This is a genomic window from Stenotrophomonas sp. NPDC077461 (assembly GCF_049545475.1).
GTDB classification, from domain to species: Bacteria; Pseudomonadota; Gammaproteobacteria; order Xanthomonadales; family Xanthomonadaceae; genus Stenotrophomonas; species Stenotrophomonas nematodicola.
Genome location: NZ_JBMWDO010000003.1, coordinates 116213 through 135990, shown reverse-complemented (window position 1 = coordinate 135990; position 19778 = coordinate 116213). Strand labels below are relative to the sequence as shown.

The 19778-nt window shown below is 68.1% G+C and carries 19 protein-coding genes; 2 read left to right on the top strand and 17 right to left on the bottom strand.

All coding sequences use genetic code 11. The features are described from left to right. Window position 1 precedes the first annotated feature (1 nt). The 3 genes from ACPEH8_RS07240 to ACPEH8_RS07230 all read right to left on the bottom strand — a co-directional run bounded on the left by ACPEH8_RS07240 (window position 2) and on the right by ACPEH8_RS07230 (window position 2826). Window positions 2-442 carry a response regulator gene (locus ACPEH8_RS07240; RefSeq protein ID WP_153164784.1) on the bottom strand — a complete coding sequence of 147 codons (441 nt, stop codon included), beginning with the start codon at window positions 440-442 and terminating at the stop codon, window positions 2-4. Further along, entirely contained in the window at window positions 439-2259 is a 1821-nt protein-coding gene (locus ACPEH8_RS07235) for a sensor histidine kinase (protein WP_423666408.1), read from the bottom strand. The genes ACPEH8_RS07240 and ACPEH8_RS07235 overlap by 4 nt, the downstream gene beginning before the upstream one ends. 198 nt (window positions 2260-2457) lie before the next feature. Then, window positions 2458-2826: a BON domain-containing protein gene (locus ACPEH8_RS07230; RefSeq protein ID WP_017354411.1), complete on the bottom strand. Its 369-nt coding sequence runs from the start codon at window positions 2824-2826 to the stop codon at window positions 2458-2460. Between the two features lie 174 nt (window positions 2827-3000). Between ACPEH8_RS07230 and ACPEH8_RS07225 the strand changes: the two genes are divergently transcribed. Beyond that, window positions 3001-4044: an oxidoreductase gene (locus ACPEH8_RS07225; RefSeq protein WP_423666406.1), complete on the top strand. Its 1044-nt coding sequence runs from the start codon at window positions 3001-3003 to the stop codon at window positions 4042-4044. A 9-nt stretch (window positions 4045-4053) separates the two neighbouring features. Here ACPEH8_RS07225 and gnd read toward each other — a convergent pair whose 3' ends face one another. The 8 genes from gnd to ACPEH8_RS07185 all read right to left on the bottom strand — a co-directional run bounded on the left by gnd (window position 4054) and on the right by ACPEH8_RS07185 (window position 12719). Then, complete coding sequence (gene gnd, locus ACPEH8_RS07220) at window positions 4054-4962, bottom strand: phosphogluconate dehydrogenase (NAD(+)-dependent, decarboxylating) (RefSeq protein ID WP_423666404.1); 909 nt, start codon at window positions 4960-4962, stop codon at window positions 4054-4056. Between the two features lie 3 nt (window positions 4963-4965). Next, window positions 4966-6234, bottom strand: coding sequence for a hypothetical protein (locus ACPEH8_RS07215; protein WP_423666499.1), 1269 nt, complete (start codon window positions 6232-6234; stop codon window positions 4966-4968). A 25-nt stretch (window positions 6235-6259) separates the two neighbouring features. Continuing rightward, window positions 6260-6898 (bottom strand): DUF2242 domain-containing protein, encoded by a 639-nt coding sequence (locus ACPEH8_RS07210; RefSeq protein ID WP_423666402.1) that lies wholly within the window; start codon window positions 6896-6898, stop codon window positions 6260-6262. 204 nt (window positions 6899-7102) lie between these two features. Further along, a complete protein-coding gene (locus ACPEH8_RS07205; protein WP_136005123.1) occupies window positions 7103-9280 on the bottom strand; it encodes a carboxy terminal-processing peptidase in 2178 nt (725 codons plus the stop codon). 363 nt (window positions 9281-9643) lie between these two features. Continuing rightward, window positions 9644-10654, bottom strand: coding sequence for a lipoyl synthase (gene lipA, locus ACPEH8_RS07200; protein ID WP_136005127.1), 1011 nt, complete (start codon window positions 10652-10654; stop codon window positions 9644-9646). A gap of 18 nt (window positions 10655-10672) precedes the next feature. Then, a complete protein-coding gene (gene lipB, locus ACPEH8_RS07195) occupies window positions 10673-11380 on the bottom strand; it encodes a lipoyl(octanoyl) transferase LipB (RefSeq protein ID WP_423666401.1) in 708 nt (235 codons plus the stop codon). Further along, on the bottom strand, window positions 11368-11646 hold the full coding sequence (locus tag ACPEH8_RS07190) for a DUF493 family protein (protein ID WP_017354322.1): 279 nt from the start codon (window positions 11644-11646) through the stop codon (window positions 11368-11370). The genes lipB and ACPEH8_RS07190 overlap by 13 nt, the downstream gene beginning before the upstream one ends. Window positions 11647-11729: 83 nt before the next feature. Beyond that, entirely contained in the window at window positions 11730-12719 is a 990-nt protein-coding gene (locus tag ACPEH8_RS07185) for a CsgG/HfaB family protein (protein WP_017354321.1), read from the bottom strand. Between the two features lie 317 nt (window positions 12720-13036). On the opposite strand from ACPEH8_RS07185, the gene ACPEH8_RS07180 reads away from it, so the two are divergent. Further along, a complete protein-coding gene (locus ACPEH8_RS07180; protein WP_017354320.1) occupies window positions 13037-14110 on the top strand; it encodes a lipid A deacylase LpxR family protein in 1074 nt (357 codons plus the stop codon). 135 nt (window positions 14111-14245) lie between these two features. On the opposite strand, the gene ACPEH8_RS07175 is transcribed toward ACPEH8_RS07180, so the two are convergent. The 6 genes from ACPEH8_RS07175 to ACPEH8_RS07150 form a co-directional block, all read right to left on the bottom strand. Beyond that, on the bottom strand, window positions 14246-15460 hold the full coding sequence (locus tag ACPEH8_RS07175; protein ID WP_017354319.1) for a D-alanyl-D-alanine carboxypeptidase family protein: 1215 nt from the start codon (window positions 15458-15460) through the stop codon (window positions 14246-14248). A gap of 106 nt (window positions 15461-15566) precedes the next feature. Next, the gene (locus ACPEH8_RS07170; protein ID WP_423666399.1) at window positions 15567-16886 is read right to left on the bottom strand and encodes a septal ring lytic transglycosylase RlpA family protein; all 1320 of its coding nucleotides are present in this window, start codon (window positions 16884-16886) and stop codon (window positions 15567-15569) included. After that, window positions 16883-18028, bottom strand: coding sequence for a lytic murein transglycosylase B (mltB, locus tag ACPEH8_RS07165; protein ID WP_136005134.1), 1146 nt, complete (start codon window positions 18026-18028; stop codon window positions 16883-16885). The genes ACPEH8_RS07170 and mltB overlap by 4 nt, the downstream gene beginning before the upstream one ends. A gap of 9 nt (window positions 18029-18037) precedes the next feature. Continuing rightward, entirely contained in the window at window positions 18038-18913 is an 876-nt protein-coding gene (locus ACPEH8_RS07160) for a hypothetical protein (protein WP_423666398.1), read from the bottom strand. Next, window positions 18894-19301, bottom strand: coding sequence for a DUF4123 domain-containing protein (locus tag ACPEH8_RS07155; RefSeq protein WP_423666396.1), 408 nt, complete (start codon window positions 19299-19301; stop codon window positions 18894-18896). Before ACPEH8_RS07155 ends, ACPEH8_RS07160 begins: the two co-directional genes overlap by 20 nt. Next, the gene (locus ACPEH8_RS07150; RefSeq protein ID WP_423666394.1) at window positions 19298-19675 is read right to left on the bottom strand and encodes a PAAR domain-containing protein; all 378 of its coding nucleotides are present in this window, start codon (window positions 19673-19675) and stop codon (window positions 19298-19300) included. The genes ACPEH8_RS07155 and ACPEH8_RS07150 overlap by 4 nt, the downstream gene beginning before the upstream one ends. Between the last annotated feature and the right edge of the window lie 103 nt (window positions 19676-19778).

Here is a 19778-nt window from a genome sequence, read left to right as displayed (position 1 = left end):
ATTACTCGAGTTCCGGAGCCTGGTTGATGACGGCCCAGAACTTGCCCAGGGTCTGCACTGCGCCGAAGAACTGATCCACGTCCACCGGCTTGACGACGTAGGCGTTCACGCCCATGTCCCAGCTGCGGGCCAGATCGCTCTCCTCGCGCGAGGAGGACAGGATCACCACCGGCAGGCGCTTGAGCTCGTCGGTGCTGCGGATTTCGCGCAGCACTTCCAGGCCGTCCATGCGCGGCATCTTGATGTCCAGCAGCAGCACCGCCGGCAGACCTTCCTCGCGGTTGGCGAAGGCGCCACGACGCAGCAGGTAGTCCATCGCTTCGACGCCGTCTTCGACGTGCACGATCGGATTGGCCAGGCGGGCTTCTTTCAGCGCGTCGACCGCCATCTCGGCGTCGGCGGGGCTGTCCTCGGCAAGGAGGATGGTACGGAGTGCGGTCATGCGGCAGAGCCCTTGTTGATTGCGTCGAGTGCAGGAGGAAGGAGGAAGTGGAACGTGGCGCCCTGGTCGACCACCGACTCGGCCCAGATGCGGCCACCGTGCCGGGTCAGCACGCGGCGCACGCTGGCCAGGCCGATGCCCGTACCTGGGTAGTCGCTGGCCTTGTGGAGCCGCTGGAACACGCCAAACAGCTTGCCGGCGTAGGCCATGTCGAAGCCGGCGCCGTTGTCGCGTACCGAGAACAGGTGGCTGCCATCGGGCTGCAGCTTGTAGTCGATCTCGATCCGCGCCGGATCCCGGGTGGAAGAATACTTGATTGCGTTGCCCAACAGGTTCAGCCAGACCTGCCGCATCATGTTCTCGTCGGACACGATGATCGGCAGCGGGGCGATCGACCACTCAACCTGCCGCTGGACACCGCTGGCCTCGGCTTCGCTCTGCAGGTTGGCGTCCAGCATCGAGCGGGTGTCGGCGACCAGCGACTGCATGTCCACCGCCTGCAGGCGCATCGCCGCCCGACCCAGGCGCGAGTAGACCAGCAGGTCGTCGATCAGCGCGGCCATGCGCCGCGCCGAGTTGGAAATCACCCCGAGGTAATGCTGGGTCTTCTCGTCGGCCTCCTCGCCCAGGTGGCGGGTGAGCTTGTCCGAGAAGCCGGCGACATGCCGCAACGGCGCGCGCAGATCATGCGAGACCGAATAGCTGAATGCTTCCAGTTCGCGATTGACCTCCGACACCTGCTCGACCTTGCCTTCCAGCTGGCGGTTCAGTTCCTCCACGCGCTGCTGTACCGCACGCTGCACGGTGACATCGCTGACGGTCATCAGGACGACTTCGTCGTCCTTGTCCGGCAGCGGCATGCGCCGCGCGTTGATCAGCATCGTGCGCGACACGTCGTCCGCCGTGCGCTGCTCGTGTTCGTAGTCCCACAGTTCGCGGCCACGCACCAGCACATCGGTCAGGCGCTGGCGCACCACCGCGTCCTTCCAGGCGCCATCGCCGACGGTGTCCAGCGCCATGCCGTCGGGCGAATCGGCCTCATCCAGACCGTACAGCTCGGCAAAGGCCGGGTTGTGCATCTGCACGCGCAGCTGGCGATCCAGCAGCACGATGGGTTCGCGCACCGTATGCAGCACCGAGGCCGCGCGTGCGGCCGAGCGCAGCGACTGCCGTTCGGCATTGAGGCGGTGGCCGATCTGCCGGTGCAGCAGCCACAGCACCAGGCAAAGCAGCAGCAGCTGCACGATCAGCGCGCTCCACGAGATAATGTCGCTCTGCCGCTGTTGCTTGACGAGGTTCGCGGTCCGCTGGGCGAGCAGATTCTCCTCGTGCTTCTGCAGGTCTTCGACCAGGTTGCGGATCGGGTAGCGGGTGGTCATGTCCTGAACCAGCTGGCGCTGGTCGGAGGTCGGCGAGGAGCGCGCCAACTGTTTGGCCAGCTCCATGCGCCGTTCCAGCATGGACTCGATGCGGCCGATGCGCACCAGCTGGTCGGGGTTGTCCTGGGTCAGCATCGCCAACTTGGACAACCGGGTGGGGATGTCGTTGGTCTGGGCCATGCGCTCGCGCAGCCCGGGCGCGTCGATGCCCTTGGACATCGTCAGCGCGGCCGATTCCACGTCGCGGACGTCGGCCTGCAGCTGGTACAGCGCAACGCCCACCTGCTGGGTATGACTCACCCACTCCATCGCATTGGCGTTTTCCTGTTGCAGCTTGCGCTGCGTCAGCCACGGCACCACGATGATGGCGATCGCCGCCAGTCCCAGTGCTGGCAAGCGCCAGCGATCCCAGATTTCATCACTGAAAACCAGTGCCATAGTCCCTCGTCAGCTCACTGTGCCGTGACTGGCCATGCGCACCCGCGGCAGGCCGTCAAGCGCGCCACACCTGCGGTGGCGGAATGGCCAATATACCGCAGCCCATGTGTGAATACGGTGGTGGACCGGGCTGATGAACGCATAAAAAAGGGCGCGCCGGATGGCGCGCCCCCTCGGGTGCGGGGATGTACCGGCCAATCAGCGGGCAGCGGCCACCTTCAGTGCGCTGGCATCGACGCGCTTGACGCCTTTGATGCCCTGGGTCACGCGGACGGCCTTGTCATGCTCGGCCTGGCTGGCCACGGTGCCACTGAGGGTGACAACACCGTTGACGGTCTCCACCTTCACTTCGGTGCCGGGGACGTTCTTGCTGGTCAGCAGGTCGGCCTTGACCTTGGTGGTGATCCAGCTGTCGGTCACCGGTTCGGCGGAGTCATGGGTGTCGGCATGGGTCATCGCCGCCGCGTCGGTGCTCTTGGGCGGGGTCTTGGCCATGACCGAGGACGTGCCCAGCACCATACCGAAGGCCAGCGAAGCAGCAAGCAGATTACGGGTAGTAAGGGTCATCTCGGATGTCTCCTGCGGGTTGGTGGGCCCAGTGTCGATGCAGCGCCGTGTGCAGCACGTCGCCGCGGCATAACGCTGCTGTGAACCGCTCAGCTTCCTGCACCGCCGTTCAGATTTCCGTGCATCATGCGCAGCCGGTACGCTCTGCATTCCCCCTGCTTCGTGGAGTGCGACATGGCCACCGCGTTGAATATCGGGCTGATCGGCTACGGACTGGCCGGATGTGTGTTCCATGCGCCGTTGATCCGGCACACGCCCGGCCTGGTGCTGCACGGCATTGCCAGTTCGCGGCGCGACCAACTGCTGCGCGAGTTCACCGACGTGCGCATCTGCGCCGATCCGCAGCAGCTGTTCGATGATCCCGCGGTGGATGGCGTGGTGATCGCCACGCCGAACGATACCCACGCGCCGCTGGCCCATGCCGCGCTGGCCGCAGGCAAGCATGTACTGGTGGACAAGCCGTTCGCGCTGTCGGTGGCCGAGGCCGACGCCCTCCTGCAGGCGGGGCTCGCCGCCGAGCGCGTCATCACCGTATTCCACAACCGCCGCTACGACGCCGATTTCCTGACCCTGCGCCAGCAGGTGGCCGAAGGCTGTCTGGGCGAGATCGCCGAGTGCCACTCGCATTTCGACCGATACCGGCCGCAGGTACGCGACCGCTGGCGCGAAGGCGACGGCCCCGGTGCCGGGTTGTGGATGGACCTGGGCCCGCACCTGCTCGACCAGATGCTGCAGCTGTTCGGCTGGCCGCAGGCGATCAGCGTGGATCTGCTGGCGCAGCGCGCGCACGCGCGCAGCGACGACTACGTCCATGCCGTGCTGCATTACCCGCGACACCGCGCGATTCTGCACGCCGGCTCGCTGGTGGCCGCCGGCACGCCGCGCTTTGCCGTGCATGGCAGCGCCGGCAGCTGGGTCAAGGAAGGGCGCGATGTGCAGGAAGACCAGTTGCGCCGCGGCATCGCGCCCGGTGCCCCGGGCTGGGGCATCGACCCGGTGCATGGACACCGGGTGGTGGTCGATGCCGAAGGGCACGCGCACCGCAGCAGCGTGGACAACCTGCCGGGCGACTACCGCGCCTGCTACGCCGCCTTCCGCGACGCGATGCTGGGCCAGGGCGAACCGCCGGTCACCGCCGCGCAGGTGATGCAGGTGATGCGCCTGCTCGATGCCGGCCAGCGCAGCGCCGCGCACGGCGCGCGCATCGCCCTGGAGTGAACCGCCGGCTCACCCCTTCGGGTGGATGGCGTGGCCACCGAACTCGTTGCGCATCGCCGCCAGCAGGCGGTCGCTGAAGGAGTTCTTGTCACGCGAACGCAGGCGCTCCAGCAGCGACAGCGTGATCACCGGCGCCGGCACGTCCAGGTCGATCGCCTCGGCCACGGTCCAGCGGCCTTCACCGGAGTCCTCCACGTACGGCGCGATGCCGTCCAGCTGCGGGTTGCGGCCCAAGGCATCGGCGCTCAGGTCGAGCAGCCAGGAGCGCACCACGCTGCCGTGCTGCCAGGCCCTGGCGACCTCGGCCAGATCCAGGTTGAACTCGGACTTGTGCTGCATCAGCGCGAAGCCTTCGGCGTAGGCCTGCATCATGCCGTACTCGATGCCGTTGTGGACCATCTTGCAGAAGTGGCCGGCACCGCTGGGACCCACATGCGCCCAGCCGCGGTCGGCCGCCGGCGCGAGCGTGCGGAAGATCGCGCCGACGCGCTCCACGGCCGCCGCATCGCCGCCGATCATCAGGCTGTAGCCCTCCTGCAGGCCCCACACCCCCCCGCTGGTCCCGCAGTCCAGGTAGGTCACACCGTCGGCCAGCGGCTGCGTGGCGCGGCGCATGGAATCCTTGTAGTACGAATTGCCGCCGTCGATGACTACATCGCCCTCGGCCAGATGCGGGGCGAGCGACGCCAGCGTCTGGTCCACCACCTCGCCGGCCGGCACCATCAGCCACACCACGCGCGGCACCGGCAAGGCGGCCAGCGCATCGGCGACCGCCGCGGTGACCTCGATCCCGCGTGCGGCCGCGCTGGCACGCGCGCCTTCACCGGGGTCCACGCCGATCACGCGGTGCCCACCGCGCTGCAGCCGTTCGGCCATGTTGGCGCCCATGCGCCCCAGTCCAATCATTGCAATGTCCATCGATCACCTTTGCTCAGCTTGCGAATTCGTGTGGGGAGCCGGCACCCCGGCCGCGCACTGCCGCAGGCGTGCGTCGATCCAGCGCCGGTACAGCGTGGTATGCAGGTTGTGCAGCCCCAGCTCGATCGCGAACGGTGTGCGCGGATTGCGGTCGAGCAGGCGGGCCACGTGATACCCGATGGGACGTATACCGCGTGGGTGCACATAAATCAGGAACTCCCGGTAGAACGGATCGTCCAGCAGGGCGTCCAGTTCAGCCAGCAGCGCCCGCTTCTCCTCCGGCACCTCCCGCCGCGCGATCGGGTCACGCTCGATCAGCAGCCGCTCGAAGCGGCGTGGGCCAGGACCGGGCAACTGCGTGGCCAGCGTCCAGATGCGTCGGTTGACCGCGTCGTAGTGGGCAAAGCCGCCGTGCGTGCGCAGCGCGCGCGCCGCCGCATCGCCGACGTCCACCACCATGAAGTTCTCGGCCTGGTTGTTGATGTCGTCCAGATACTGGCGGTCGAACACGTGTTCGATGAATCCCGGTGCGCCAACGAATGCCTGCCGCCCGCGCTGCGCGGTCCGTCGCGCCTTGCCGTCGGCGAAGAACCGGCCGGCATGCCGGCCCAGCAGGATGCTGTCGGTCTGGTGCAGGGTCAGGAAGGTCCCGATCGACAGCTCACCCGGAGCGAACTCCGCATCGAAGGCGGCATCGCCGTACAGCTCGCGCTGGGTCGCCAATTGGGCAACCTGGCGCCCTACCCCGCATTCGGCGCGTACGCGGCCGGTGTAGAACGCGTCCAGCGCCGCGCTGTTGCCGGCCGCCGGCTGGTAGCCGCGGCCGAAGCTGCGGAAACCCGCCCATCCCTGCGCCTGCGCGCCACGCGCGCCGAAGCCGATCCAGCCGAGCTGCAGCGCGGAAAAGCGGAAGCCGTCGTTCGCCTCCAGGCGGGTGGCGGCACGTCTCGCGGCCTGGCCCAGCGGAAACGCATAGGCGCAGACCGTGGCCGGGTCCTCGAACAGGTCCTGCAGCACGCTGTCACGCTGGGCCTCGCTCCAGCGCGCGGGGATCTGCACGCGCAGGTCGCCGGCGGCCTGCGCCTGGGCGAGGTCGGCGCGCTCGCAGACCGGGCCACCGTACACGACGGGCTCGGCAATGTCGGCCACGTCGATGCGCCACCCCAGTTCGGTCAGCAGCGCCTGCGCGCACCCGCCAGACTGGCCCGAGGCCAAGGACGGCCCGAGCAGACCTCCCAGCAGCAGGGCCCGCAGCAGCGCGCACCTGGGCATCCGCACGTTCATCCGATGCGCCCGCTCAGCCCGCGTCCGCCGGACTCTCCGCTGCCGGCACCGGCGATGGCGCCGGTTCGGGGGTGGGGGGCGCCGCAGGGCGCGGTGCCGGCACCGGCTCGACCGGGGCCGGCGGGGGCGCGGCCGCTGCCGCAGGCAGGTACTCCTGCAGGCGGTCGAAGAAGCGCTTGTAGAAATCGGCGTCCTGCACGGTGCTGCTGGCCACCTTCACCAGCGAGTCGTCGTTGCTGCCGAACGGCAGCGACACCGAGCCGATGGCGCCGACGCCGACGCTCGCCGAGGTCGGGCTCTTTTTCAGCGCATAACGGTCCTGCACCGCGCTGACGAATACCAGCGCCTGGTCGTCGCGCGGCGCACAGGAAATGCGCAGCACCAGCTGCTCGTGTTCGTCTTCGCGCGGCTGGAAGTTCTTGTTGCCTTCCACGGCATCGCTGCCGGCGCGGGCAATGGCATAGCCCTGGCTCAGCAGCGTGCGCCGCGCCGCCTCACAGGCATGCGCCGCATCACCGGGTACGCTGCGCGAATAGGTATCCCCGGAATCGAAGGATTCGCGGAGCAGCGTGCTGTCGGCGGCGCGACCACCGCAGGCGGTCAGGACGGACGCGGCCAGCAGGCCGGCCGGAAGTGCGTGGTACAGCCGCATGGACGCTCCTGCAGGATCAGACCCGCCCAGCATAGTCCTGCCCGCGTAAGCGCCAGGTTTACACGGCACGCATCCCGTTCCCCGCGTTGCGCCCCCATTCACCGGCGCAGCCCGCAGTGGAGCCGACCGTTGGTCGGCTCGCGCGCGGTGTGTCTGTGACGGGACGGAGAGCAGCCGGCCACCGCCGGGCGCTCCCCTTCGTCGTCAATCGGCCCAGCGGCCCACGGCCGTGGACTGCGGCAGCACCTGCGCCGACAGCGGGCGGTCGGCTTCCAGCAGGTTCACCGCGTCGGCGAGGATCGAGGCCGATTCGCGCAGCAGCGGGTCCGGACGCTTCTCGGCAGCCTTCTCGCGCGCGGCATCCTTGACGATGTCGCGCTCGTTGCCGGTCAGACCGTCATCGTTGCTGTCGTCGGCCAGCGGGTCCAGATCCAGGCCCAGTTCCTTGCGGATGGCCTGGCGCTGCTTGCGCTGGGCGTCCTGCTTCTCGCGTTCGGCACGGCGCTCGCCTTCATTGAGCGACACGTACTTCTTGGCCGCCTCGGCGCGGAACTGTGCCACGTCTTCATTCCACCACTGGAATTCCTTGTCGGCGGCGATGCGCGCGGCATGGCGGGTTTCCAGCTTGGGCAGCAGCGGGCCGAAATTGCCGTACTGGGTGTGCGGCACGGCGGCGATGCGGGTCCACGGCAGGGCGTTGTCGTAGGTGCTCTCGCCGTACTCGCTGGCATCCACGCTGGCCGGGAAGGCCAGATCCGGGACCACGCCCTTGTGCTGGGTGCTGCTGCCGCTGACGCGGAAGAACTGCGCGATGGTCAGCTTGACCTGGCCGAAGCGCTGGGTTTCTCCGCTCGGCCAGCGGTCCAGGTCCACGATGTTCTGCACCGTGCCCTTGCCGAAGGTGGTTTCACCGATCACCAGGCCACGCCCATAGTCCTGGATGGCGCCGGCGAAGATCTCCGAGGCCGAGGCCGACCCGCGGTTGATCAGCACCGCCATCGGACCGTCCCAGGCCACCGCTGCGCTGCGGTCGCTGTTGACGGTGACGCGGCCACCGGATTCGCGTACCTGCACCACCGGGCCCTGTTCGATGAACAGGCCGGTCAGTTCGATCGCCTCGTCCAGCGAACCGCCACCGTTGTTGCGCAGGTCCAGCACCACGCCGTCGAGCTTGTCGGCCTTGAAGCCGGCCAGCAGCTTGGCCACGTCGCGGGTCGCCGAGGCATAGTCGGCCGCGTTGCGGCGACGGCCTTCGAAGTCCTGGTAGAAGGTCGGCAGCTTGATCACGCCGACCTTGCGCGCGGGCTCGCCGTCCTTGCCGGGAATGGTCAGGGTCTCGCCCTTGGCGGCCTGTTCGGCCAGGCGCACCTTCTGGCGGGTCAGCACCAGCGTGTGATGCTTGCCGTCCACACCCTCTTCGGCCGGGATGAATTCCAGGCGTACCTGTGTGTCCTTCTTGCCGCGGATCTTGGCCACCACGTCATCGATGCGCCAGCCGATCACATCTTCCAGCGGACCGGACTTGCCCTGGCCGACACCGACGATGCGGTCACCCGGCTTGAGCGTGCCGTTCACCGCAGCCGGACCGCCGGCAATGATCTCGCGGATCACCACCATGTCGTCCTGGCGCTGCAGCTGCGCGCCGATGCCTTCCAGCGACAGCGACATGGCCTGGTTGAAGTTCTCGGCCGTGCGCGGGGTGAAGTAATCGGTGTGCGGATCGACGGCACTGGTGTAGGAATTGAGGAAGAACTGGAACACGTCCTCGCCCTTCAACTCATTGACCGACTTTTCCAGCGTGGCGTAGCGCTTGTCCAGCGTCTTGCGGATCTCGGCGGCGGGCTTGCCGGCCAGCTTCAGGCGCAGCCAGTCGTTCTTGACCGACTTGCGCCACAGCTCGTCCAGTTCGGCATCGCTGGCCGCCCACGGCACGTCCTTGCGGTCGTACTCGAAGCGGTCCTGGGTGCTGAAGTCGAACTCCTGCTTGAGCAGCTTGCGCGCATACGCCACGCGTTCGCCGACGCGCTGCTTGTACACGGCAAACACCTGGAACGCCGGCTCCAGCTCGCCGCCGCGGATCGCCGTGGCGATGTTCGCTTCGAACGGCGCGAAGCGGGTGACGTCGGCCTGGGTGAAGAACTGCTTGCTGCCATCCAGCGCTTCCAGATAGCGCTTGAACACGTCCTTGGAGGTGGCCGTATCCAGTGCCCGCGGCCGATAGGCGTAACGGCTGTCCGACAACAGGCCATAGACCAGCTTGGAGGTGGTCGCCTGGTCGGCGGTGGCCGCCGACGGCAGCGCCGGCGAGTCGGCGTATGCGGCCAGCGCCAGCGGCGCGGTGAGCGCCAGGGCCAACAGGAATGCGGGGGCTTTGAATTTCATGGACGAGCTCGTGGCACCTTGCCAGGGAGAAGACTGCGTGCGGATCAGACCACACGACAGTGCCGAAAGTTGCGAGGTTTGTCATCCACCCGGCGCAACAGGGATTTCCAGCCTAAACCGGGCCCTGTAGCAAATTGTGAATGGCGCGGAGAAGACACATCGGGGCAGGACGCTGACGCGGTCGCGGCCGGTGCGGCCTGCAACGGCGCGCTCTGGACGCCGGGGGCGGCTGCCCCGGATCAGCATCGCTGGCGGCAGGGATGCCGCGATCGAGCCCCCGGGGATGGGGGTCACGGCGTGTCCTGGCCCGGGCCAGCCGTGCCCGGCCGGCCGGATGGCCGCGAGGCGCCGTGGCGTCGGCGGTCAGGCGACGCCGGCGCCCTTGGCCTGCACGTCGGCGTGGTAGGACGAACGCACCATCGGGCCGGACGCCACATGGCTGAAGCCCAGCTCGTAGCCGTAGACCTCCAGCGCCTTGTAGTCCTCCGGCGTCCAGTAGCGCAGCACCGGGTGGTGGTGCGCGGTCGGCTGCAGGTACTGGCCGATCGTGATCATGTCCACGTCGTGGGCACGCAGATCGCGCATCGTCGCGCGCACCTGGTCCAGGTCCTCGCCCAGGCCCAGCATGATGCCGGACTTGGTGGCGATCGACGGATGCTGCGCCTTGAAGTTCTTCAGCAGCGTCAGCGACCACTGGTAATCCGCACCCGGGCGCACGTTGCGATACAGGTCGGGCACCGTTTCGATGTTGTGGTTGAACACATCCGGCGGATTGGTGGCCAGGATATCCAGCGCCCGCTCCATGCGGCCCTTGCCGCGGAAGTCCGGGGTCAGCACCTCGATGCGCGTGTTCGGCGACGTCGCCCGGATCGCCCCGATGCAGTCGGCGAAGTGCTGGGCACCGCCGTCGCGCAGGTCGTCGCGGTCCACGCTGGTCACCACCACGTACTTCAGGCCCATGTCGGCCACGGTCTGCGCCAGGCTGGCCGGCTCGTTGGCATCCGGCGGCTTGGGCCGGCCGTGGGCCACGTCGCAGAACGAGCAGCGGCGTGTGCAGACTTCGCCCAGGATCATGAACGTTGCCGTGCCGTGACTGAAGCACTCGTGGATGTTCGGGCAGCTGGCCTCCTCGCAGACCGTCACCAGACGGTTCTCGCGCAGCTTGGCCTTCAGCGTCTGCACGGCGTTGCCCGACGGAATCCGTACACGGATCCACGACGGCTTGCGCAGCACCGGCGCGTCGGCGAACTGCACCGGCGAGCGGCCGATCTTGTCACCGCCCAGCTGTTTGACCCCGGCCTGCAACGGCGCGGCGGACGGCGTGTCGCCCTGCACGACCTGCAGGGGAATGATGCGAGCGGTGGTTTCAGTCATGGCCTTGGTCGGCGGCGTTCAGGCCGCGTCTATCAGATCGGGCAATTCGGTGGCGGGCTGGAGGTCCAGGCCGAACTGGCGGGCCAGATGGCCCAGCAGTACCGGCGTGACGGCCGCCATGCCGGACGGTCCCCCCAAGTCTAGCACCGAGGTCACCTGCAGCCCTTGATAGCCGCAGGGGTTGATGCGGCGGAACGGCTCCAGGTCCATCGCCACGTTGAAGGACAGCCCGTGGAAGGTGCAGCCACGGCGGACCCGGATGCCCAGCGCGGCCACCTTGGCCCCGCCCACATAGACGCCCGGCGCACCGTCCAGCCGTTCAGCGCCGATATTCCATTCGTCCAGCGTGTCGATGATCGCCTGCTCGATCCGGCAGACGTAGTCACGCACACCGATGCCCAGCCGCCGCAGCTGCAGCAGCGGGTACACCACCAGCTGCCCGGGACCGTGATAGGTCACCTGGCCGCCGCGGTCCACATGCAGCACCGGGATATCGCCGGGGGCCAGCACGTGCTCGTCCTTGCCGGCCTGGCCCAGGGTGAACACCGGGTCGTGCTCGACCACCCAGAGCTCGTCGGGCGTGTCGTCGGTACGGGCATCGGTGAAACGCTGCATTGCATGCCAGACCGGCGCGTAGGGCTGGCGGCCGAGGTCGCGCACCCATGCCGGCTGCGCCGCCCGGGTGCCCGGGGCAGATGCGGTGGAGCAGGCGCCTACAGCGTCCACTTCACTTCCGGGTGATCGCGCAGGGCGGTGTGGGCAGCGTCGTACTGTTCGCGGTTGTCGGCCTTGAACACCAGCCGCACCGACACATACTTGCCGTTGGACGAGTGTTTCCAGCTGACCCGCTCGGTCAGTACTTCAAGACCGGCCAGCTCAAGCAGGCGCGGCAGTTCGCGTTCCAGCTCCTTGCCAGCCGCGCCCATGGCGCTGAGTTCAAACTGGCCGGGGAACTGGAAGCCGTGGTCGGGGTTGTCAGACTTGATCTCCATGCGCCCATTATCGGGTCGCCGGGCACCAAACCCAAGAGGCTGCGTGAAGGTGACGGCCGGTCAGCCGCCACCTCCCTGCCGGATCAACGGGCCAGTTCCATCAGGGTGGAGTTGACCCAGCCCTTGTTGCCCATTTCGTCTTCCACTTCCCACATCGCGCCTTCCTTGACGCCGGTGGGATACAGCAGCATGCCCGGCTCCAGCGAGCGCACGGCCGCACCGGTGCCCTTGGCATTGGCCAGCAGGCGGCCCGGCTTGAGCATGGTCACGGCCTGGCTGACATTGGACGCGGCCGGGTTGCCGGACAGGCCGCCGAGCTCGGCCACCAGATTGGTGTAGGCCTGCAGATAGGCCAGCGTGATCACCTGGCCGATTTCGGTGTTGGCATAGCCGCCCACGCCCATGCCGCCCAGGCCGCCACCGCCGAACAGGCTGCCGCGAGCCCCCCAGGACAGGTCGGTCTTCTTGGAATTGCCCTCCACCACGGCCACCTGTTCGGAGGACCGCACATCGGTCAGGCTCAAGGTCACATCGGCGGTCTTGCTGCGCAGGTTGAGGCCACTGGCCACCGAACCCGCCTTGCTCCCCACCAGGCCACTGATCAGGCCGCCGATGGCACTGCCGCCGGCATCGCTGTTCTGCGAGATCAGGTCCGGAATCAGCACGTAGTCGGCGGCACGCATCTGACCCTTGCCGACATTGGAGCGGCCGCGCAGCTCACCGTCGGCGGCCAAGGCACGCTCGGCCTGGGAGGCAGCCAGACCCACGCCCCGGTCCACCAGCGTGAAGCACTTGGATTTGCTGACGAACACCTTGATCAGGCGCGACGGTGCCGGCAACTGCTGGCCTGTCCACCAGTTCACCACATCCTCCGGCTCGATCACCGCGATGGTGCCCAGCGGCTTGCTGCATACGGGAATCTCGGCCTGGCCGGCCTTGCTCTGCTCCTGCGCGGAGGCGCGGCTGCCAAAGGCGTCGCGCAGGCCGGCCGACGCCGGCGTGCTGACGGTCATCAGGCCCGCGCCCAACGTGGCGCACGCCAGCAGGTGGGCGAACGAATGCGATTTGATCATGTGTGTCATCCAGCGCTGCCATTGAAGGCCAAGCGCGATCCGTGGGTTGAGAAGGGCCTGCCTGCGCAGACTCGAATCCTTTTGCGGCGTCCCCTGACGCCACGGCGGAGGATATGGCAAAGGCCCTCCAACCACAACGGGAGCTGACTCGCCGGCGTCGGCACGGGAGTCCGCGCCGACGGCGGCGGGCCGCAGAAGCGGCCACGGCCGGAAAACCCTGCGTTTCGCAACAGACCGGTGACGATCGCGTAGTCGATCCGGTCCACCGCTGGCTGTACCGTATGTCCGCAAAAGACGACAGAAAAAGCAGCTTGCCCATGCCCGCACACCCCAAGCGCACCGCCGCAGCACGTACCTTGTCCGGCCTTCTGGCCTCCACCCTCTGCGTTGCCGCCCATGCCGCCCCCACGTGCGGCCCCGACGCGATGCGCGAGCATCCGCCCCAGGTCAATTTCCGCGTCGACAACGATCTGTTCGGCGGCAAGGACCAGGACCAGGGCTATACCAACGGCGCCCAGCTGACCCTGGTCTCGCCGAACCTGGTCGACTACACCGACGACCCCTGCCTGCCGCGCATGGCGCGCTGGGTGAACCAGCACCTCGAATCGCTGCATCCCGGTGAGTTCGAGCAGCAGAACATGATCTTCAGCCTCGCCCAGGGCATCTTTACTCCGACCGATTTCACCCGGAAGGATCTGATCGAAGACGACCGTCCCTATGCCGGTGTGCTGATCGCCAGCTTCGGCTACAACGCCCGCCGCGGCGACCGCCTGCAGACCACCCAGCTCTCGCTGGGCGTGGTCGGGCCGTGGGCGCAGGGCGAACAGGTGCAGAACGCGGTTCACGAGCTGCTCGGCGACGAGAAGTTCCAGGGCTGGGACAACCAGCTGCACAACGAACCGGTCTTCATGCTGACCCACGAGCGCATGCGCCGCTGGCCCGGTGATGCGGGCATGAACGCCGGCGGCTGGGGTTGGGATGCCATCAGCCACTACGGCGGCGCGGTGGGCAACCTCGCCACGCACCTCAACGGCGGTGCCGAAGTGCGCTTCGGCTGGAAGCTCCCCGACGACTTCGGCAGCACCCCGCTGCGCCCGGCCGGCGAGAACACCGCCCCCACCCGCGGCGGCAAGCCCGGCGGCTGGTCCTGGCACCTGTTCGGCACCAGCGATGTGGCCTGGGTGATCCGCGACATCACTCTGGACGGCAATACGTTCCGCAACAGCCACAGCGTGGACAAGCGCCACGTCGTGGGCCAGCTCGGCTACGGTCTGGCGGTCATGCGCGGCCGCTGGAAATTCGCCCTCGCCCGCTATCACAGCACCCGCGAGTTCGACGGCCAGAAGGAAGCGCCGGTGTTTGGCAGCTTCACCATCAGCCGCTCGCTCTGAGGCACGCCACACCAGCCGATGCCGACCGCTGGCCGGCACAAAAAAAGACCGGCATCGGCCGGTCTTTTTTTGCCTGTCGCCGGCGTTCATGCCGCCGGCACACCGGGCAGCCGACCCACGGTCGGCTCTACCGCGTCATTCCGATTCCCACCACATCCAGAAGCTGTCCCACAGGCGCTTGAAGAAGCCGGCCTCTTCCACTGCCGCCACGGCGACCAGCGGGGCCTGCGCGACCACCTTGCCGTCCAGCATCACCTTCAGCGTGCCGATCTGCTGGCCCGCGGTGAACGGCGCCTCCAGCGTCTTGGGCACGTCAATGCTCGGCTTCAGGTCGTTGTAACGGCCGCGCGGCACGCTCACCAGCAGCGGCTGCGCCACGCCCAGCTGCACGTTGTCGGCCTTGCCCTTCCACACCTTGTGCTCGGCCACGACCTTGCCGGGCTCGTACATGCGGTGCGTTTCGAAGAAGCGGAAGCCCCAGTTCAACAGCGCCAGGCTGTCGTCGGCGCGCTGCTTCTCCGAGCTGCCGCCCAGCACCACGGCGATCAGACGCTGGTCGCCACGCTGCGCCGAACTCATCAGGCAGTAACCCGCTTCGGAGGTGTGGCCGGTCTTGATCCCGTCCACGCTCTGGTCGCGCCACAGCAGCAGGTTGCGGTTGGGCTGGGTGATGTTGCCGACGGTGAATTCCTTCACCTTGTTGTAGGCGTAGGTCTCCGGGTAGTCGCGCACCATCGCGCGGCCCAGCAGGGCCAGGTCGTAGGCGGTGCTGTGGTGGCCCGGCGCGCTCAGGCCGTGCGCGTTGACGAAGTGCGAGTCCTTCATCCCGATCTTGGCGGCGTAGCTGTTCATCAGCGATGCGAAGGCTTCTTCGCTGCCAGCCACGTGCTCGGCCAGCGCGATCGCGGCATCGTTGCCGGACTGGATCGCCATGCCCTTTTCCATGTCTTCCAGACGCGCGGTCTGGTTGACCGGGAAGCCGCTGTAGCTGCCGTCGGTGCCGGCGCCACCTTCGCGCCAGGCGCGCTCGGTCATCATCACCTGGTCGTCGGGACGGACCTTGCCGTTCTTGACCTCTGCGGCAATGACGTACGAGGTCATCACCTTGGTGATGCTGGCCGGGGCCAACTGCACGTTCGCGTTCTCACCGGCCAGCACCTGCCCGGTGGCGTAATCCATCAGCACCCAGGCCTTGGAAACGCTCGGCACGGGAGCCGGCGGCGTGGCTACCGTCGCCGGGGCGGCCGCAGGTGCGGGCGTCGGCGCCGGGGTCGGCAGGGGAGTCTGGGCGGAAACCAGGCCCACGAACAGGGTCGTGGTCATGGCAACGGCGGCAAAGCGGAATTTCATCGGACAGCAAGCTCCTGGAGGGCGCCAAGGGGAGAGGGAAGGAGAACGGCCATTGTAGGCCCACGGAGCGTTGGCACGCGGTGCAGACCGCATGCCGGCGTGAAGGTCAGTCCTTGACGATCTGCGGCGCCCCGAAGCCCAGACCGGCAATGCGGCCGGCAAGTTCCGAGGCACTGGCATGGTCGGGCGCCGGCACCCGCAGGCGCCACAGCGTGCGACCGCCGCTGACGATGTCGCTGAGGCTGGCCCCGGCGATGCCTGCCGAGGACAGCTGGCCCAGCGCGCGCGTGGCGTTGTCGCGGCTGGCGAAGCTGGCCACCTGCAACAGCACGCTGCCCAGCACCTGCTGTGGCAGGCTGGCGCCGGCGGCCGGACGTGCCGGCGCGGCAGCCACCGGCATCGGTGCCCGGGGCGCGGCGGCGGGCAACGCGGCCACGCTCACCGGCGCACTGTCGGTCGGTGCAGCCTGGGTCGCCGCCGGCTTGCCGGTCGCCACGCGCACGCCGTTGTCGCGCATCCAGGCATCGAAGTTGTCCGCGTTGCCCGGCTTGGCGCTGTCGGCAACGCGGTACCGGTAGGCCTCGGCCCCGGCCTTGGGGGGCGTGCGGGCGGTGGCCGCTGCCGCGGCCGGCAGCTTGCCGACCAGCGCGTCCATCTCGCTCGCCCTGGCCGCCGTGGCGGCCTCGCGGCGCTCACGCCGCGACGGCTTGTCGGCCGACGCCAGCAGGTTGTCCTGGCCCGGACTCAGCGCGCGCACCTCCACATTGCCGGTGCCGCGCTGGGTGATGCCCAGGCGCACGGCGGCGGCATAACTGAGGTCGATCACCCGGCCGTCGTGGAACGGGCCACGGTCGTTGACCCGCACGATCACCGACTCGCCGTTGTCCAGGTTGGTGACCCGCGCGAAGCTCGGCAGCGGCAGCGTCTTGTGCGCGGCGGTGAACGCGTACATGTCGTACACCTCGCGGTTGGAGGTCAGGCGCCCGTGGAACTTGGCACCGTAGTACGACGCGGTCCCCTTCTCGGCATAGCCAGCGGTTCTGTCCATCACCTCGTACTGCTTGCCCAGCACCACGTACGGCGACTTGTTGCCCACCGGCGAGCGCGGCAGGTCGACCACCTCCGGCTCGGGAATGCAGGCCACATTAGGAATATAGGTAGGCGTGCTGTCATTGACGCCGGGCTTGTACAGGCCGCCGGCGCGGTAATCGCCGCGCGTGGACGGGTCCTCGGCGGCGGCCGCGTACGGCGAGCCGTCGGGGCAATGCGCCGGACGCCCGCCCTTGCCCTTGCCCTGCACCACCGTCCCGGCGGGCTTGCTGTCCCCGATGCCGGCGGCCGGTTTCTTCGGCGCACTGCTGCAGGCGGCCAGCGCCAGTATCAACATCCCCGGGATCAGCCATCTGAAGCGTGCGGTTGCGTTCATGCCGGCGGCAGCTCCTGTCCGGCGATGGCCTGGGAAAGCTGGTACACGGCCATCGCATACATTTTCGAGAGGTTGTAACGGGTGATCGCGTAGTAGTTCTGGAAGCCCAGCCAGTACTGCTTGCCAGTGCTGGCTTCCAGCGTGATCGGCGTTGCGGTCAGGCCGGCGGCGACCGGCATGCCGGGCTGGTAGCCACGCTGGGCCAGATCGGACAGGGTCCAGGTGGGGGTCCAGTCGGTGGGATCGAACGGCTCGCGACCGGCCTGCAGGGTGGCCGGTACCGCGACCGGACCGCCGCGCACCCAGCCGCCCTTCCTGACGAAGTAATTGGCGATCGAGGAGAACACGTCGTCGTAGCTGGTGAACAGGTCGCGGCGGCCATCGCCGTTGCCGTCCACCGCGTAGTCCAGGTAGCTGGACGGCATGAACTGGCCCATGCCCATCGCGCCGGCGTAGCTGCCCTTGATCGAGAGAATGTCCAGCTTTTCATCGCGGGTCAGCGCGAACAGACGCGCCAGCTCATCGCGGAAGAACAGCTCGCGGCGCACCTCGCGCTCCAGCTTGGCCGGGTCGCCGCTGCGCGGATACTTGAAGGCCAGCGTGTACAGCGCGTCGAGCACGCGGTAGCTGCCGGTGTTGCGGCCATAGCTGGTTTCCACGCCGATGATCGCCACGATCACCTCGGCCGGCACGCCGGTGCGTTCCTGCACCCGCATCAGTTCGCCGCGGTGTTCGGCGAGGAAGGCCCGGCCGCCGTCGATACGCGCCTGGCTGATGAACATCGGCCGGTACTCGTTCCACGGCTTGACCCGTTCGGCCGGGCGCGACATCGCGGCGATGATCGGATCGCGGATCTGCGCCTGCGCCAGGGTGGCCTCGATGTGCGCGGCAGGAATGCCGTAGCGCGCGGCGGTATCACGGACGAAACGGGCGCGTGCGACCTCGAACGGCACCGGGGTCAGGTCGACCGGTGGCGCCGTGGCAGCCGCCGCTTCCGGCGCGGCTTCGGCCGGTCCCTTGTGCCCGTGGGCGGGCTTGTTCGGGGCATCCGAGGCCTGCGGCGACGGAGCGGGAGAAGGCGGCTGGGTCGCGCAGGCGACCAAACCGAGCGTGAGCATGCAGGCCAGAGTGCGTCGAATCATCGAGGCAGGTTAGCAGGTCATGGATGAATTAAAACCCCTAACACCATGAATCACAACGAATTGCGGCGTCAACTGGATTGCCGGTTCGAGGGTGCCCCATTCATCTGGACCGATGGCGGCCGTAAGGTCTTGCCGGTTGCGTCCCCATCCCCGCAGACGCAACCGGCCAAACCGACCAGGTCGGCACCGGCGCGGCGCGCATCTCCCCAGCGCGCGCCTCGCCCCATGTGCCCATGAGGTCAACTGCTCCCCGCCAAACTCCCCTGCGCATCGCTTGGCTCGACGCGTCGTTGCTGGCGGGCCGCCATTGTGCAGGCCGATTGCGACAAGTCCATTGATCAGGATCAAGTAGCATCGTATCTGTGCGCCACTTCTCACTTTTTGTGGGATTCGTTGACGATGCGTCCACTGGCGTCCCTCGCCATGCGCTGGCCGGTCGCCCGGCATCGCCTGCGCCACGGGTGTCGTCGGCCCGACCAATGCCCAGGTACGCCCGAAAACCGGTGACCTGTCGACAGGCGTGGAACCGCAGGAGAGCGGCCCGGCCAGCGGTGCGGCCGCCAGCAATGCCAGCAGATCGGCGGCGGTGGCGTTGGGGCTGCCGGTTTCGTTGAACCACACTGCGGTGATCGCCTGGTCGCGCAGGCCGCGCGCCCAGGCAACATCGGCTTTCACCCAGCGCACCAGCACGGGCAGGTGGGTGATGCGCAGCGCCGAGACCGCGTACCGGTAGCTGGTGCCCACTTCGAGCTGCAGGTCCGCATCGCTGCGCCCGGCGGTCTCTGCAGGGAAATCGCGCCGGGTTTCTGCCGCCAGCGGCGCCGCGAAGCCGCCCGCGTCGGGCAGGCACAACGCCGCGTACTGCTCAGCGCTCAGCTGCAGCATCGACGGCCTCCTGTGTTCGCTCCAGGTCGGCGCGGCTGACGCGCCAGAACTGGCCCCGCACGGTCACCTGCCATTCCTGTACCGGACCAAGCAGGGTCAGCCGCTGCAGCGTGGTCAGGACATCGCAGTAGCGCAACCATGCGCGGGGATCATAGAAGCGCATCAGGGCCAGGCTGCCATCGGGCAGCGCGATATCCAGCTGCGCCTGCAGATGTTGGAACAGCACCCCGAACGGAACGCTCGCGGTCAGCGTGGTGACGCCGGCCGCACTCTGTCCCAGGCTGTTCATCCAGTGGTGGACAGGACGTTGGATACTCCCTGCCGGCAATACGATCAGCCACGGCGCGGCCGCACTATCCACCAGCGCGAACGCTGCCGGGCTGCTCATGCGCGCGCCAGCAATGGCGAACCGTTGAAGGCGGCCGCCAACAGGCACGGCAGACAGACCGCAGGCTTGTCGAACGGGGCTCCCACTGGCGGTACCGCTGGCGCAGCCGACCTGGACTCGCCCAGGTCGTCCTCCACATACACCAGCGTTTGCCGGGTGGACAGGAGCTGGCATCCGCACGCGATGCGGTGACCGTGCAGCGCCACTGGCTGCCCGTCAATGAGGAGGGTCGGATCGCCTTGAACGATCGGGAAAATCCCATCGTGCAGCGGGCAGGTGGCGCGGTCGCCCACACGTGCGACGGCCAGGCCCTCGATGTCGGTGAACGGGGAACCGGTAATCACCCGTCCGCTGCTGCTGGTCAGGTCACCCATCACCATCCATTGCCTGCGCATCGCCATCCTGGAGGACTTCGTGGTGGCGGAGCCTGCGACAGCCGTTCACCGCGCAGCAACCCGCCACAGGCGTCAGCGCCGG